Origin of the sequence: Bradyrhizobium sp. (assembly GCF_035484855.1) — a bacterium.
Classification (GTDB): Bacteria; Pseudomonadota; Alphaproteobacteria; order Rhizobiales; family Xanthobacteraceae; genus Bradyrhizobium.
In genome coordinates this window covers 39,825-53,774 of the sequence record NZ_DATHOP010000239.1, presented here as the reverse complement: position 1 = coordinate 53,774, position 13,950 = coordinate 39,825, and the positions used below count along the sequence as shown (strand labels likewise).

Genomic DNA, 13,950 nt, shown 5'->3' with positions numbered 1-13,950 from the left:
GTCGCTGGCGGCCGGCCCGCTCCTGGGCTTCGACCGCGGCGATCGCGGTCATGTTCAGAATGCCGCGCGCCGTCACCGACGGGGTGAGAATGTGCGCCGGACGCGAGGGACCGATCAGGATCGGTCCAACCGGAAGGGCATCGGCCAGGGACTTGATCATCTGATAGGCGACGTTGGCGGTGTCGAGGTTCGGCATGATCAGGATATTGGCCTCTCCCTCCAGCTTCGAATGCGGCAGGACCAGCTTTCGGGCCGCTTCCGACAGCGCGGTATCGCCCTGCATTTCGCCGTCCGCTTCCAGTTCGGGGTGGCTCTGCTTCAAAAGCGCGGTGGCGCGCCGCATCTTGCGCGAGGACTCCGTATCATAGCTGCCGAAATCCGAATGTGACACGAACGCGATCTTGGGCTTGAGCGCAAAGCGCTGGACATGGAGGGCGGCCAGCGCCGCCATTTCCGCCAGTTCCTCGGCGCTTGGATTGGGCCGCACCTGGGTATCGGCGATGAAATAGGCGCCCTTGCTGGTGATCATCAGCGAAAGCGCGGCAAAATCGCTCACCCCCGGCAGAAAGCCGATGATTTCGCGCACATGCCGCAGATGGCTCATATAGCGGCCATCGACGCCGCAGATCATGGCGTCGGCTTCGCCCCGGATCACCGCGAGCGCCGCGATCACGGTGGCGTTGGTGCGCACCACGGTGCGCGCGGCGTCAGGCGTGACGCCATGCCGGCCGGCAACGTCGATATAGGACTGGACATAGGACCGGTAGCGCGGATCGTCCTCGGGATTGACGAGGTCAAAATCCCGGCCGGCCTTGATGGCGAGGCCATACCTCTTGATCCGCGCCTCGACCACCGAGGGGCGTCCGACCAGGATCGGCCGGGCCAGCTTCTCCTCCAGCACCACCTGGGTCGCATGCAGCACGCGCTCGTCCTCGCCCTCGGCATAGATCACACGCACCGGCTGGGTCTTTGCCTTCGCGAACACCGGCTTCATGACGAGGCCGGAGCGGAACGCGAAGCGCTCGAGCTGGGCTGAGTAATCGTCGAAATTCTTGATCGGACGGGTAGCGACGCCGGAGTCCATCGCGGCTCTCGCGACCGCCGGCGCAATGCGCAGGATCAGCCGCGGATCGAACGGGCTCGGGATCAGCGAACCCGGACCGAAACCCTGCGCCTCGCCGCTGTCAAACCCCTGCAGCACGGCGTCAACCGGGGGATCGCGCGCCAGCTGCGCGATCGCGTCGACCGCTGCCTTCTTCATTTCCTCGTTGATCGCGGTGGCGCCGACATCGAGCGCGCCGCGGAAGATGAAGGGAAAGCACAGGACGTTGTTGACCTGGTTGGGAAAGTCGCTTCGCCCGGTGCAGATCATCGCATCCGGGCACGCTTTGCGGGCTTCATCCGGCATGATTTCCGGGTTCGGATTGGCCAGCGCCATTACCAGCGGCTTATCCGCCATCCGCTTGACCATCTCCGGTTTCAACACATTGGGGGCCGAAAGTCCGAGAAAGATATCGGCGCCGTCGATCACCTCGCCGAGCGTGCGCTTGTCGGTGTTCTGGGCATAGACCGCCTTCCAGCGGTCCATCAGCGTGGGGCGCCCCTCATAGACCACGCCGTCGATGTCGACGACGAAGATATTCTTGCGCTGGGCGCCCATCGAGACCAGGAGATTGAGACAGGCGAGTGCCGCGGCTCCCGCCCCGGAGCAGACGATCTTGACGTCGGCAAGCTGCTTGCCGTTCAGCAGCAGCGCATTGGTGATGGCGGCGCCGACGATGATGGCGGTGCCGTGCTGGTCGTCATGAAACACCGGGATTTTCATGCGCGCCTTGAGCTGCGCCTCGATCTCGAAACATTCCGGACCCTTGATGTCCTCCAGATTGATGCCGCCGAAGGTCGGCTCCAGCGCGGCCACGGTCTCGACCACCCGCTCGATGGTGTCGGCGGCGATTTCGATGTCGAACACGTCGATGCCGGCGAATTTCTTGAACAGGACCGCCTTGCCTTCCATCACCGGCTTCGAGGCCAGCGGCCCGATATTGCCGAGCCCGAGCACGGCGGTGCCGTTGGAGACGACCGCGACCAGGTTGGCGCGGATCGTGAGCGAAGCGGCCTCCGCCGGATTCTTGGCGATCTCCAGGCAGGCGGCCGCCACCCCTGGCGAATAGGCGAGCGCGAGGTCGCGCTGGTTGGCGAGCGGCTTGATCGCCTGGATCTCCAGCTTGCCGGGCCGCGGCAACCGGTGATAGGCGAGTGCTGCGGAATGGAGATCTTCGGAATAGGACGACATGCATGCTCCCCGCGCTTCCGCCCGAATTTGTTTTGCTGATCAGTCCCAGAAGGGTCAGTTTTCCGGTGGACTAAGCCGGATGTGAAGCACGCGCAACCGCTTGGACGCAACATCCGATGCGACGGTGACCAACAGGCCCGTACGTCGATCATGGGAAATCGCCGAAGCCATTGTCACACTCCCGTACCATCGCGGGCGACAATATGGCATTTTGGCCGCAATCGGCAATGGAGTCGCGACAATGGCAAAGATATTGATCGGTGTGGTCGCGGCCCTCGTCATCGCCGCTGGCGGTTTCTTCGGATTCCAATTCTACATCCAGCACCGCGTCGCCGGTGAGGTCGAAGCCGCGTTCGAGCAGATTCGCGCGACCGGCGCCAAGGCGAGCCACGGCAAGGTGTCGTTCGATCTGTGGAAGCGCACCGTCACGGTCGCGGACATCGCGAGCGAATCGGCCGCGCAACCCCCTGTCAGCGCCAGGATCGCCAGCGTCACGGCTTCGGGTGTCAGTCAACCCGATGCGGCGCGATTTTCCGCCGACAGCATCGAGGCCACCGACATCGAGATCGGCGCCGCGATGGCGGCGCCTTCAGGCTTCAAACTCACCTACAAGATACCGCGGATCACGATAAAGGACTATTCCGGCCCCGCCGGCATGCCACGGCGACCGGCTTCATCGGCCCTGATCGATATCTATCGCTTCGGACTCGAGCAATTCGCTGATGTCACCGCATCGTCGGTCACGGTCCCCAGCATTGCCGCGACCATCAACTTCGGCGCCGTAACGCCGGGCGGAGGCGATGTCGCCTATACGGGCCTCGCGATGCAGGGCATCAAGGACGGCAAGATCGCCAGCATGAAGATCGACGGGTTCGTTTTCACGGCCAACATGCAACAGGCGGGCAAGGTCGAGAAGATCACCGGCAATCTCGTCAATCTCGCCTCGTACGACCTCGATCTCAGCGCCCTGGCTGCGATCCTCGATCCGCAGAAGGCCAACGACGACCGCTATTACCGCGCCTATCGGCAGATCACGGTGGGTCCTTATGTCATCACGGGGGCGCAAGGCCTGAACATGCGGATCGACGGCATGACGATCGATGACGTCGGGTTCAAGCCGTCGCGAATGCAAATCCCGGCGCTGCTGGCGATGCTGCCACAGGCCGGAGCCGCTCCGCCGACACCCGCGCAAGCACGCGAGATGATCGAGAAGATCTCCAGTCTCTATGAGGGCGTGCATATCGCAAACGCCGAGATGCGCGGCCTGTCGGTGGAAACGCCGCAAGGCCCGTTCAAGCTCGCGGCGATGCGGTTCAACCTGGAGGCCGGCAAGATCGGCGAATTTGCGATCGAAGGTCTGGATGCAAAAGCGCCGAAGGGGCCCGTCAAGGTCGGGCGCTTCGCGCTCAAATCCTTCGACATCGCCAACCTCTTGCGCATGTCGGCGCTGTTTATGAACCCGGCGCAGAAGCCCCCGCCCGAACAGCTTCTCGGCCTGTTGACGCTGCTGCAAGGCGTCGAGGTCAAAGGGTTCGTCGTGCCCGATAAGGACAGCGGCAAACCGATCAGCATAGATCAGTTGAACCTGAACTGGGGCCAGTTTGTCGGCCCGATCCCAAGCCAGGCGCGCCTGGCCGGCAAGATGAGCGCCCCGATCGAGGCCAGTGAAGCCAGTCTGCGGCCGCTGCTTGACGCCGGCATGGACAGGCTCGCAATCGACCTCGATCTCGGCGCGGCCTGGACCGAAGCCTCGCGCACCTTCGTGGTGGATCCCGCAACCCTCGAGCTGGGCGGCCTCTTGAAAGCCCAAGCGCGCGTCTCGCTCGCCAACGTGCCGCGCGGCGTATTCTCGCCCAACCTGCCGCAAGCAGCCGCCATGGCGGGGCAAATCGAGGCCGGCACGCTTGAGCTCGTGGTACAGGACCTCGGCGGCGTCGATCTGGCGGTCGCGCAATATGCCCGCACGCAGAACGTCAGCCCCGATGCGGCACGCGCGGCCATCGCCGAAAAAATCCGGTCCAGCGTCGATCCAACGACGGCAAGCGATCCCGATGCCATGGCGATCGTGGAGGCCGCGGCACGCTATGTCGAGAACCCGCGCGGCACCCTGACGCTGAAGCTCACGCCGCGCGGCAAATTACCGGTGATGCCGATGATCCAGGCGCTGAACACCGACCCGCTCGTCGTGCTGGCGCAGTTTCAGGTGGAGGTTGCGACGGGGCGTTAAAGCGTTTTCGAGCGAAGTGGCCGCCGGTTCGCGTCAAGAAAACGCGTCAATTAAAGAATCCGGAGCCCCGTTTCGATTCCATCGAGACGGGGCTCCAGGCTCAGGCCTTGTCCGGCAGATTGAGCCGGATGTGAAGTTCGCGCAGCTGTTTCGTCGAGACCTCGGAGGGCGCTCCCATCATGAGGTCCTCGGCGCGCTGGTTCATCGGGAATAGCGAGATTTCGCGCAGGTTCGTGGTGCCGCAGAGCAGCATCACGATGCGATCGACGCCGGCCGCCATGCCGCCATGCGGCGGGGCGCCGTACTGGAACGCGCGGTACATGCCGCCGAAGCGTCCGATCACCTCGTTCTCGCCATAGCCGGCGATCTGGAACGCCTTCACCATCGCCTCGGGCCGGTGATTGCGGATACCGCCGGAGGCGATCTCGTAGCCGTTGCAGGTGATGTCGTACTGGAACGCCTTGATGGTCAGGGGGTCCTGGGTCTGCAGCGCCTCGAGCCCGCCCTGCGGCATCGAAAACGGGTTGTGCGAGAAGTCGATCTTCTTTTCTTCCTCGTCATATTCGTACATCGGGAAGTCTACGATCCAGGCGAGTTCGAACCGATCCTTGTCGATCAGGTTCAACTCCTCGCCGAGCTTGGTGCGTGCCAGCCCGGAAAACTTCCAGAATTTTTCGGGATCCCCGGCGACGAAGAACGCGGCGTCGCCTTCCTTCAAACCGAATTGGGCGCGGATCGCCGCCGTCCGCTCCGCCCCGATGTTGTTGGCAAGGGGGCCTGCGCCCTCGCCGCCCTCGCGCCACATGATGTAGCCGAGGCCGGGCTGGCCCTCGCCTTGCGCCCAGGAATTCATCCGGTCGCAGAACGCGCGGCTGCCGCCGCCAGGCGCAGGCAGCGCCCAGACTCGGTTCTTCGGCTCCTCCAGCATCCGCGCAAACACCTTGAAGCCGGAGCCGCGGAAATGTTCGGAGACGTCCTGCATCTCAATCTTGTTGCGCAGGTCTGGCTTGTCGCTGCCGTATTTGCGCAGCGCCTCCGCGAACGGAATCCGCGGCCATTGCTTCGTCACCGGCTTGCCGTTTGAGAATTCCTCGAACACGCCTGTGACCACCGGCTCCATCGCCGCGAACACGTCCTCCTGGGTCACAAAACTCATCTCGACGTCGAGCTGATAGAACTCGCCGGGCAACCGATCCGCGCGCGGGTCCTCGTCGCGGAAGCAAGGTGCAATCTGGAAATAGCGGTCGAAGCCGCTGATCATCAGGAGCTGCTTGTACTGCTGCGGGGCCTGCGGCAGCGCATAGAACTTCCCCGGATGAATCCGCGAGGGCACCAGGAAGTCGCGCGCGCCTTCCGGCGACGACGCCGTCAGGATCGGGGTCTGGAACTCGAAGAAGCCCTGCTCCTTCATGCGCTTGCGCATGGAATCGATGATCGCGCCGCGCTTCATGATATTCTGGTGCAGCTTGTCGCGACGCAGGTCGAGGAAACGGTACTTAAGCCTTATGTCCTCAGGATATTCCTGGTCCCCGAACACCGGCATCGGCAGTTCGCCAGCCGCCCCCAGCACCTCGATTTCGCTGACATAGACTTCGACCGCGCCGGTCGGCAGTTCCGAATTGTCGGTACCGGCGGGGCGGCGGCGGACCTTGCCGTCGATCCGCACCACCCATTCCGAGCGCAGTTTTTCGGCCGCAGAGAACGCCGGCGAATCCGGGTCGACCACGCATTGCGTCAGCCCGTAATGGTCGCGCAGATCGATGAACAGCACGCCGCCATGGTCGCGGATGCGATGGCACCAGCCGGACAAGCGGACGGCGTGGTCGATATCGCTGTCGCGGAGCGCGCCGCAGGTATGGGTCCGGTAACGATGCATGGATATTCCAAAACAGATGTCGGAGGATCGAATCGCGGGAGGCCAAAGACCTGTCCCCGCGAAGAGGGTGAGGGTTTACCCGACGCTTTCAGGCGCGGCAACCGAATGCGCCCGCCAAACCGGGCTTTTGGCGGCCGACCGCAGGCCCCCGAAAGGGACCGAAAAACAGCATCCGGCCGGCCTCGCGGGCCCGCAAGCCGATTGTCTAATTCGAAGCACAGCCTATCTTTGGGGACATGACGGTACATTTCCCCTTCCAAAATACCTACGCGGCACTGCCGGCCAATTTCTTCGCCCGAGTCGCGCCCACTCCGGTCCCCTCGCCCCGGCTGATCAAGCTGAACCGGCCTCTTGCCGTCCAGCTTGGACTCGATCCCGACCGGCTCGACAGCCCCGAGGGCGCCGAGATTCTGGCCGGAAAACGCATTCCCGAGGGCGCAGACCCGATCGCGATGGCCTATGCCGGCCATCAGTTCGGACATTTCGTGCCGCAGCTCGGCGATGGCCGGGCCATCCTGCTCGGCGAGGTGATCGACGCCGATGGCGTCCGCCGCGACATCCAGCTCAAGGGCTCCGGCCCGACGCCGTTTTCGCGGCGGGGCGACGGCCGCGCCGCGCTCGGCCCGGTGCTGCGCGAATACATCGTCAGCGAGACCATGGCTAAGCTCTGCATCCCGACCACGCGCTCGCTCGCGGCCGTCATGACCGGCGAGAGCGTGTTTCGCGAGACAGCGTTGCCGGGCGCGGTGCTGACCCGCGTCGCCTCCAGCCACATCCGGGTCGGAACGTTCCAGTATTTCGCGGCACGCGGCGATACCGAGGGGGTGCGGCGGCTCGCCGACCACGTGATCGCCCGGCACTATCCGCAAGCCGCCAGCGCCGAACGCCCCTATCATGCGCTGCTGGAGGGCGTTATCGCGCGCCAGGCCGAGCTGGTCGCGCGCTGGCTCCTGATCGGCTTCATCCACGGCGTCATGAACACCGACAACACCTCGATCTCGGGCGAGACCATCGATTACGGCCCCTGCGCCTTCATGGACCATTACGACCCGGCAAAGGTGTTCTCCTCGATCGACGAGATGGGCCGCTACGCCTATGCCAACCAGCCGCGGATCGCGCTGTGGAATCTGACCCGGCTTGCGGAATGCCTGCTGCCGCTGTTCTCCGAGGACCAGGAGAAGGCGATCGCGGAGGCGCAACTTGTGCTTGGCGGCTTCGCCGATGCTTTCAACGGAGCCTATCAGGCCGGGCTGCGCGCCAAGCTCGGGCTGTTCACGAAGCAGGACGGCGACCAGGCGCTTGCGCAGGATCTGCTGGACGCGATGGCCAAAAACCAGGCCGACTTTACCCTGACATTCCGGCGGTTGGGCGACGCCGCACTCGATCCCCTGCATGATCGCGATATCCGCTCGTTGTTTGCCGACCCCACCGCCTTCGACGAATGGGCGGGGCGCTGGCGGCAACGGACCGGCGAGGAGCCGCAGGAGCCAGCCGCCCGGCAGGCCGCGATGCGCGCGGTCAACCCCGCCTTCATTCCGAGAAACCACCGGATCGAAGCGGTGATCGAGGCCGCCGTGAACAGGGACGATTTTGCGCCGTTCGAAGAGCTTCTGACGGTGCTGTCGAGGCCGTACCAGGACCAGCCGGCCTTGGCGCGATACGCGGAGGCTCCCGAACCGCATCAGTGCGTGCGGCAGACGTTTTGCGGGACGTGACGAATCCGGCGCTATCAGCTTTCAGTATCCAACCGACCGCCCAAGGAGGGCGTCATGGCGGTTTTTAGGGGTTGGCTAGATGACAGTCAGCGCGGCCAGATTTGGGCCGTTGGTGGCTATGTTGGGGCCGAGCATCGCTGGGAAGAATTTGAGACGTATTGGCCAATGGCCCTCGCCAATCATGATGTGCCTTATTTCCACATGAAGGAAATGGGGAACCCGAACGGCATATACGGCAAGTGGCATCCACCCAAGGAACATCGAGACGAAGTCGCCGATTTTCTAGGTGGCTTGGCTAAGGTTGTCAGCCGAAGTTGTCTAGTAGGCGTTTTATCGCTAGTTCGCTTAGATGATTTGGCGAGATTCAATGCTGCTCACGGCTTGAGTCTAAAGCCTTATCCGCTCGCAGCCTATGGCTGCATGTTGCTCGCAGCTAGGGACAACCCTGGTTGGTCGATTGAACTTATTTTCGACCATACCGATAAAGTAACGTCAAAGCTGGCCGCCGCAAAAATCTATGCGGACTCTGACAAGTATAACGATGGAGATTTTGACAAAGTTGTCACACGCGGCCTTCCGAAGGCCAAGACTGCTAAGGAAATTCCAGCGCTTCAGGCGGCTGATTTTTTCGCGTGGGAATTTCGAAAACACCACGAGAATGTCAACGAATGGTTTGAATTGGAAGATCGGCCGCCCGATAGGGATGAAGCATGGGAGCACCTGCAAAAATGGTCTCTTCAGAAATTCGGGACAAAAGAGCCAACGCGGCGAAAATCCGCTGAGGCGTTGCTAGATGGCAATGAATTTTACCCTCTAATTTGGGACTACCAAACCCTATGCGAAGCCCATGAAGCTAGGGGCGGCGTATGGGCTTAGATGCTTTCCGCACCACAACCTTTTCGAAAGCGCACTCTGCGCCTTCCTCAGTTTCATCCGCTTCCGCTTCGCGGGCAGCGTCGATGATTCGTTTCGATTGTGTAGGGCTGTCTAACGCTTTTTCTGATCCATCGCACGCGCGTTGGCCGCACTGTCGGCCTCGAATTTGTCGGCATGTTTGCAAGAGCTTTCATCAAGCTGATCGAGCATCCGCATTTCTGCTGCACCAGCCCGTTGAGGGTCAACCGGTGGCGCGGCGACAATCCGCCGTTTGTACGCGTCGCAGTTGCGCCGCTCTTCCAAATAGGCTGCCGTTTGTCGTTCCTGTTCCAGGCGCCGAGCATCGGCTTGCTCGGCTTGGCGCTTGCCTTCTTTTTCGCCTTCAAGAGCGCGCAATCGCAAGTCCAAATCCATTATCCGGCGGTTGAGAATTTCAATGTCACCCTGAGTGGCGACCTGCGCGGACGCGGGTTGAAACGTGATCACGGCCAGTGCTACAGCGACGATCATATCAATAGAGCGCCTGGACTGTTCGCGATCCTCTTTTGTGACGTTTGGTTCAGCCATGGAGGCGCCAATGAATAAAGCGATGACTGTATTAGCGACCAGCCTTGCGATTCACGCGAGCCGTTACTAATATGGGCTGAATCTGAGCCGCCACTTGTTCGGCATGCTCTATCGACATCCTCACCTGAATATCCAACGTTTGTTGAGGAAAGCCAGCGACAAATACCGGCAGAGTCACCACTACGGTTTGCCCTTCGGCAGTCGTTGTGGGTAGCTGCTGGGTTACCAGCTCAAATGGCCGCTCGCCCTCGAAAACAATAGTGCCCATCATCCCCTCCCGCTGTTAGGCGCACCCGACCCGTTAACCCCTAATCCACCATCGCCCTACCCGCCCCCGCCCTTAACCACGTCACTTAATAACCCCTCAATGCACTCCCTACAAATCTAACGGTTTGTGGGGGAGATTGCCGTGGACGCGCTGGTATTTGAATTCATGGGATTGGGGGTCTTCGCCCTCTCTCTCATCGTGCTGGCCTTTCCGTCGCAGCGGCAACCGTCGCGCCGCATGCGGCAATACTGACCGGTCCAGCTTCGAAGCCAGTATCGAGAACGCGTCAGAACCGCCTGCCGCGCGCCGCGGTCGTTTGAGTTCTTGGGAAAAGTCCCAACCAACCCGAATGCAAGCCCCGAATTCGTCCCAAGACCCTTGACATATCAGCGCTTTCGGCAGAACGCCGTCTCAAGAAGCGTCATGGGCCGTTCATGGATTTGATTACCACCACTTCGGAACTCGCCGCAGTCTGCGCGCGCCTTGCCAAGCATCCGGTCATCACCGTCGACACCGAATTCCTGCGCGAGACGACCTACTATCCCCTGCTCTGCGTCGTGCAGATGGCAAGCGCCGAGGAAGCGGTCGTCGTCGACACGCTCGCCAAGGGCATCGACCTGAAGCCGTTCTTCGACCTGATGGTCGACGAGAAGGTGCTGAAGGTGTTCCATGCCGCCCGCCAGGACATCGAGATCGTCTGGCACCAGGCGGGCATCATCCCGCATCCGATCTTTGACACGCAAGTGGCGGCCATGGTGCTCGGCTATGGCGATTCCATCGCCTACGACCAGCTGGTCGAGCGCATCATGGGCCACCGGCCGGACAAGACCCACCGCTTCACCGACTGGTCGCGCCGGCCGCTGACCAAGGAGCAGATGCATTACGCGGTCTCCGACGTCACCCATCTGCGCGACGTGTTCGCAGCGCTCGACGCCGATCTCAAGAAGCGCGGCCGCAGCCACTGGGTGAGCCTCGAGATGGAAATTCTGACCAGCCCGAAGACCTACGACTTTCACCCCGAACGGGCCTGGGAGCGGCTGAAGACGCGGGTGCGCAAGCCGAAGGAACTCGCGGTCCTGATGGAAGTCGCGGCCTGGCGCGAGCAGGAGGCGCAAAGCCGTGACGTCCCGCGCGGGCGCGTGCTGAAGGACGATGCGGTCGGCGACATCGCGACCCAGGCGCCGACCACTCTGGAACGGCTGGCCAATCTGCGTTCGCTGCCGAAGGGCTTTGACCGCTCAAAATGGGGCGCCGATATCGTGGCCGCCGTGCAGCGCGGTCTGGCGCGCGATCCCGCGACGTTGCCGAAACTCGAAAAGCCGCGCAGCAACTCAAACGGGGCGGCGACCGTCGAACTCCTGAAAGTCCTGCTGCGGATGACATCGGAGCGCCATGCGGTGGCCAGCAAGGTGATCGCGACCGTGGACGATCTCGAGCAAATCGCGGCCGACGACAATGCCGAAGTCGCCGCGCTGCAGGGCTGGCGCCGCGAGCTGTTCGGTGAAGCGGCGCTGGCGCTGAAGCACGGCCGGGTGGCGCTGGCGATCGAAAAGGGACGCGTGGTCAAGGTCGATCGAGCCTGACGGCCCCTGCATCTCGCGCCGCGCGTTGGCCGCTACGCAGGCGTCACGCCCCTACCACTTCACTTCCAGACCCACCGTGCCCTGGTGCGACTGCATCGCGGCGCGGAACTTGCCGTCATAGTTGATGTAGAGCCGCATTGCGTTGGTCAGGCTCAATGAAGCCGACGCCCCGGCATCGGCGCCGTATTGGCTCTCGCCGATGCCCTGCACCGTGATGCTCTCCGGCCCCAGGCTGACCAGGACCGAGCCGAAATTCTGCGAAAAATTGTCGACGAACTTGCCGTAGGCGGACAGGTCCAAAACCTTCTGGTCGATGATCCAGTAGTGCCCGACTTCCGCGCCCAGCAGAACGCGCGAGCGCTCTATCGTCGTGCCGGTCGCCGTCAGCGGATCGAAGCCCCCCATCTCCCGGAATCCCGAGGTGGTGGCCCGCACGTATTCGAGTCCGGCCTTCGGTACGATGCGGCTCTGGTCCATGCTCCAGTAGTAGCTGAGTTCAGTCAGCGCGCCGTCGATCTCCGCGGTGTAGCCGGCGCTGGCGGTGCCGAACCCGGTGTCCCGGCTCGAATTGATGTTGCCGAAGCCATGCACCAGCGCGACCGCCCAGGTCCACGGCCCCTTGTCGATGGAGCCGTTGATGCCGACCTGGGTCAGATCGAGGGTTGCCGACTGCAGCGCCAGCGGAACGTCGATCGCGGTTCGGCTCTGGTCGACCGAAAGGCCGACATTGACGCCGGGGGCAAGCCGCGCACCGATGCCTCCGACGCCGCCCCAGGTCTGACGCTGGTCGGGGAGGAAATTACCCTGCGCGCTGTCCCTGGTTGAGATCCCGTAGGCCTCGGCCCAGGTCCGAACCGTCGGCGCATCCGTCGCCTGCGAAGCACCGCCGCCGCCGGGATTGGTCCGCGATGACCGATCGAAGCCCGACGACGCCTGGTTTCCGAGCCGCTCCAGGAAGTTGCTGCCGAGGTTCGTCACCGTCGAGGCGGCCGAAAGATCGGCGTTGATTTGCGTCGGTGTCGGGGACGGCGACGGTGTCGGAATGGGGGTCGGGGACGGCGTCGGGGTGGGCGTGGGACTGGGGCTGGGACTCGGCGATTGCGCGAGCGCCGGCGAGGATAGCGCTGCGCCTCCGAGGATGAGCATAAAAGCAATGGCAATGGCCGTCGCAAGCCGGCGGCCGGAGCCGCTCTCCTTTGTTCGCGACAGCCGCGATGAGCAGCCCATCAATGCCATTCCCAAAAGCAGCGCCAACTCGACAAAACAGCAAAAAATCCCGGCGGCCGGTGGCGATTTGCCCTGAGTTCTCCGGGAGCGTCAATCGGTCTTGCTCCCCTGCCGGAGGCAATTACCGGACATTGTTGTTGCCCTGCCACAGGTCGTCAGGGGCGAATCCGATCGCCGGCGCAATTTTCCGGAGCCCACGCCGGAAGCTTGCTAACTCGCAAATTTCGTGTTGCAATTGCCGGCACAATCGGATTTTAGGCCGATCGACTGTGCGTTTCGCGACTGAGAAATTGAGCAGACATCCGAAAGCCCGCTTGTGGCGCGGCACGCAAAAAGCGTGGCCGCGTCTTTTTTACGTCTAGACCAGGAGACAGGCGATGCAAAAAGGCACCGTCAAGTGGTTCAACCCGACAAAGGGTTATGGGTTCATCAAGCCGACGGTCGGCGATAAGGACGTGTTCGTCCATATCTCGGCGGTCGAGCGCGCCGGGCTCTCAACCCTCAACGAAAACCAGGTTATCGAGTACGACCTCGTGGAAAATCGCGGCAAAACCTCCGCGGAAAATCTGAAGATCTCTTAAGCATCGTCACGATCCGCGCAAGCAATCCTGATGCGCCCCCGGCGCTTCCGCCGGGGTTTTTTTATTTTCCGTTCAACCGGCCGTCCCGATCTAACGCCGGCGAAATCAGGCTATCACCGGATCGGCCGCCCGCCGTTCGGCAAACATCGCCCTCCAGCCTGACCTCGCCGCCGGCGAGGAGCCGCAACGCGGCGGGATAGATGCGGTGCTCGATCTGAAGGATGCGCTGCGCCAAACTCTCCGCCGTGTCGTCATCGAAAACCGCGACCGCGCCCTGCATCAGGATCGGGCCGGCATCGGTTTCAGGGATGACGAAATGCACGGTCGCACCGGAAATCTTCACCCCGGCGCGCAGCGCCTGCGCCTGCGGTTCGAGGCCCGGAAAGGACGGCAGCAGCGAGGGATGGATGTTGAGCATCCGCCCATGCCAGCGCTGCACGAATTCGGCCGTGAACAACCGCATGAATCCGCCGAGGCAAATCAGGTCGATCTTGTGCGCCTCCAGCGCCGACTGCAGTTCCGCCTCGAACGCCGCACGGTCCTTGCCGAACGGCTTGCTCTCGATGGTGAGCGTCGCGATGCCGCTTGCCTTTGCCCTTTCGAGACCGCCGGCATCGGCCCGGTTGGAAATCACGACCGCGATCTCGGCCGGGAAATCGGCCGCGCGCGCCGCCTCGATCAACGCGGCCATGTTCGATCCGCGCCCTGAGATCAGGATTGCGACCCGGCGCTTCATG

Annotated in this window: 12 protein-coding genes; 6 read left to right on the top strand and 6 right to left on the bottom strand. The window is 62.8% G+C overall.

The genetic code is table 11. The features are described 5' to 3' along the window. On the bottom strand, window positions 1–2,293 hold a 2,293-nt coding region (locus tag VK804_RS27590; RefSeq protein ID WP_325376122.1), incomplete at its 3' end, for an NADP-dependent malic enzyme. A 241-nt stretch (window positions 2,294–2,534) separates the two neighbouring features. On the opposite strand from VK804_RS27590, the gene VK804_RS27585 reads away from it, so the two are divergent. Next, window positions 2,535–4,520, top strand: a complete 1,986-nt coding sequence (locus tag VK804_RS27585; protein WP_325376121.1) for a hypothetical protein — start codon at window positions 2,535–2,537, stop codon at window positions 4,518–4,520. Window positions 4,521–4,620: 100 nt separating this feature from the next. Here VK804_RS27585 and aspS read toward each other — a convergent pair whose 3' ends face one another. Continuing rightward, entirely contained in the window at window positions 4,621–6,396 is a 1,776-nt protein-coding gene (gene aspS, locus VK804_RS27580) for an aspartate--tRNA ligase (protein WP_325376119.1), read from the bottom strand. Window positions 6,397–6,632: 236 nt separating this feature from the next. Between aspS and VK804_RS27575 the strand changes: the two genes are divergently transcribed. Beyond that, window positions 6,633–8,111 (top strand): protein adenylyltransferase SelO, encoded by a 1,479-nt coding sequence (locus VK804_RS27575; RefSeq protein WP_325376117.1) that lies wholly within the window; start codon window positions 6,633–6,635, stop codon window positions 8,109–8,111. Window positions 8,112–8,165: 54 nt separating this feature from the next. Beyond that, entirely contained in the window at window positions 8,166–8,987 is an 822-nt protein-coding gene (locus VK804_RS27570; protein WP_325376115.1) for a hypothetical protein, read from the top strand. A 111-nt stretch (window positions 8,988–9,098) separates the two neighbouring features. Here VK804_RS27570 and VK804_RS27565 read toward each other — a convergent pair whose 3' ends face one another. Beyond that, window positions 9,099–9,554 carry a hypothetical protein gene (locus tag VK804_RS27565; RefSeq protein WP_325376114.1) on the bottom strand — a complete coding sequence of 152 codons (456 nt, stop codon included), beginning with the start codon at window positions 9,552–9,554 and terminating at the stop codon, window positions 9,099–9,101. A 31-nt stretch (window positions 9,555–9,585) separates the two neighbouring features. Next, window positions 9,586–9,822 carry a hypothetical protein gene (locus VK804_RS27560; RefSeq protein WP_325376112.1) on the bottom strand — a complete coding sequence of 79 codons (237 nt, stop codon included), beginning with the start codon at window positions 9,820–9,822 and terminating at the stop codon, window positions 9,586–9,588. A gap of 434 nt (window positions 9,823–10,256) precedes the next feature. Here VK804_RS27560 and rnd point away from each other — a divergent pair, with 434 nt between their 5' ends. Next, on the top strand, window positions 10,257–11,405 hold the full coding sequence (gene rnd, locus VK804_RS27555; protein ID WP_325376110.1) for a ribonuclease D: 1,149 nt from the start codon (window positions 10,257–10,259) through the stop codon (window positions 11,403–11,405). A gap of 51 nt (window positions 11,406–11,456) precedes the next feature. On the opposite strand, the gene VK804_RS27550 is transcribed toward rnd, so the two are convergent. Further along, on the bottom strand, window positions 11,457–12,383 hold the full coding sequence (locus VK804_RS27550) for an autotransporter outer membrane beta-barrel domain-containing protein (RefSeq protein WP_414642854.1): 927 nt from the start codon (window positions 12,381–12,383) through the stop codon (window positions 11,457–11,459). 175 nt (window positions 12,384–12,558) lie between these two features. Here VK804_RS27550 and VK804_RS27545 point away from each other — a divergent pair, with 175 nt between their 5' ends. Continuing rightward, window positions 12,559–12,708, top strand: a complete 150-nt coding sequence (locus VK804_RS27545) for a hypothetical protein (protein ID WP_325376127.1) — start codon at window positions 12,559–12,561, stop codon at window positions 12,706–12,708. Window positions 12,709–13,009: 301 nt separating this feature from the next. Continuing rightward, the gene (locus tag VK804_RS27540; RefSeq protein ID WP_325376106.1) at window positions 13,010–13,213 is read left to right on the top strand and encodes a cold-shock protein; all 204 of its coding nucleotides are present in this window, start codon (window positions 13,010–13,012) and stop codon (window positions 13,211–13,213) included. A gap of 61 nt (window positions 13,214–13,274) precedes the next feature. Here VK804_RS27540 and purN read toward each other — a convergent pair whose 3' ends face one another. Beyond that, window positions 13,275–13,949, bottom strand: coding sequence for a phosphoribosylglycinamide formyltransferase (purN, locus tag VK804_RS27535; protein WP_325376105.1), 675 nt, complete (start codon window positions 13,947–13,949; stop codon window positions 13,275–13,277). Window position 13,950: the final 1 nt, after the last annotated feature.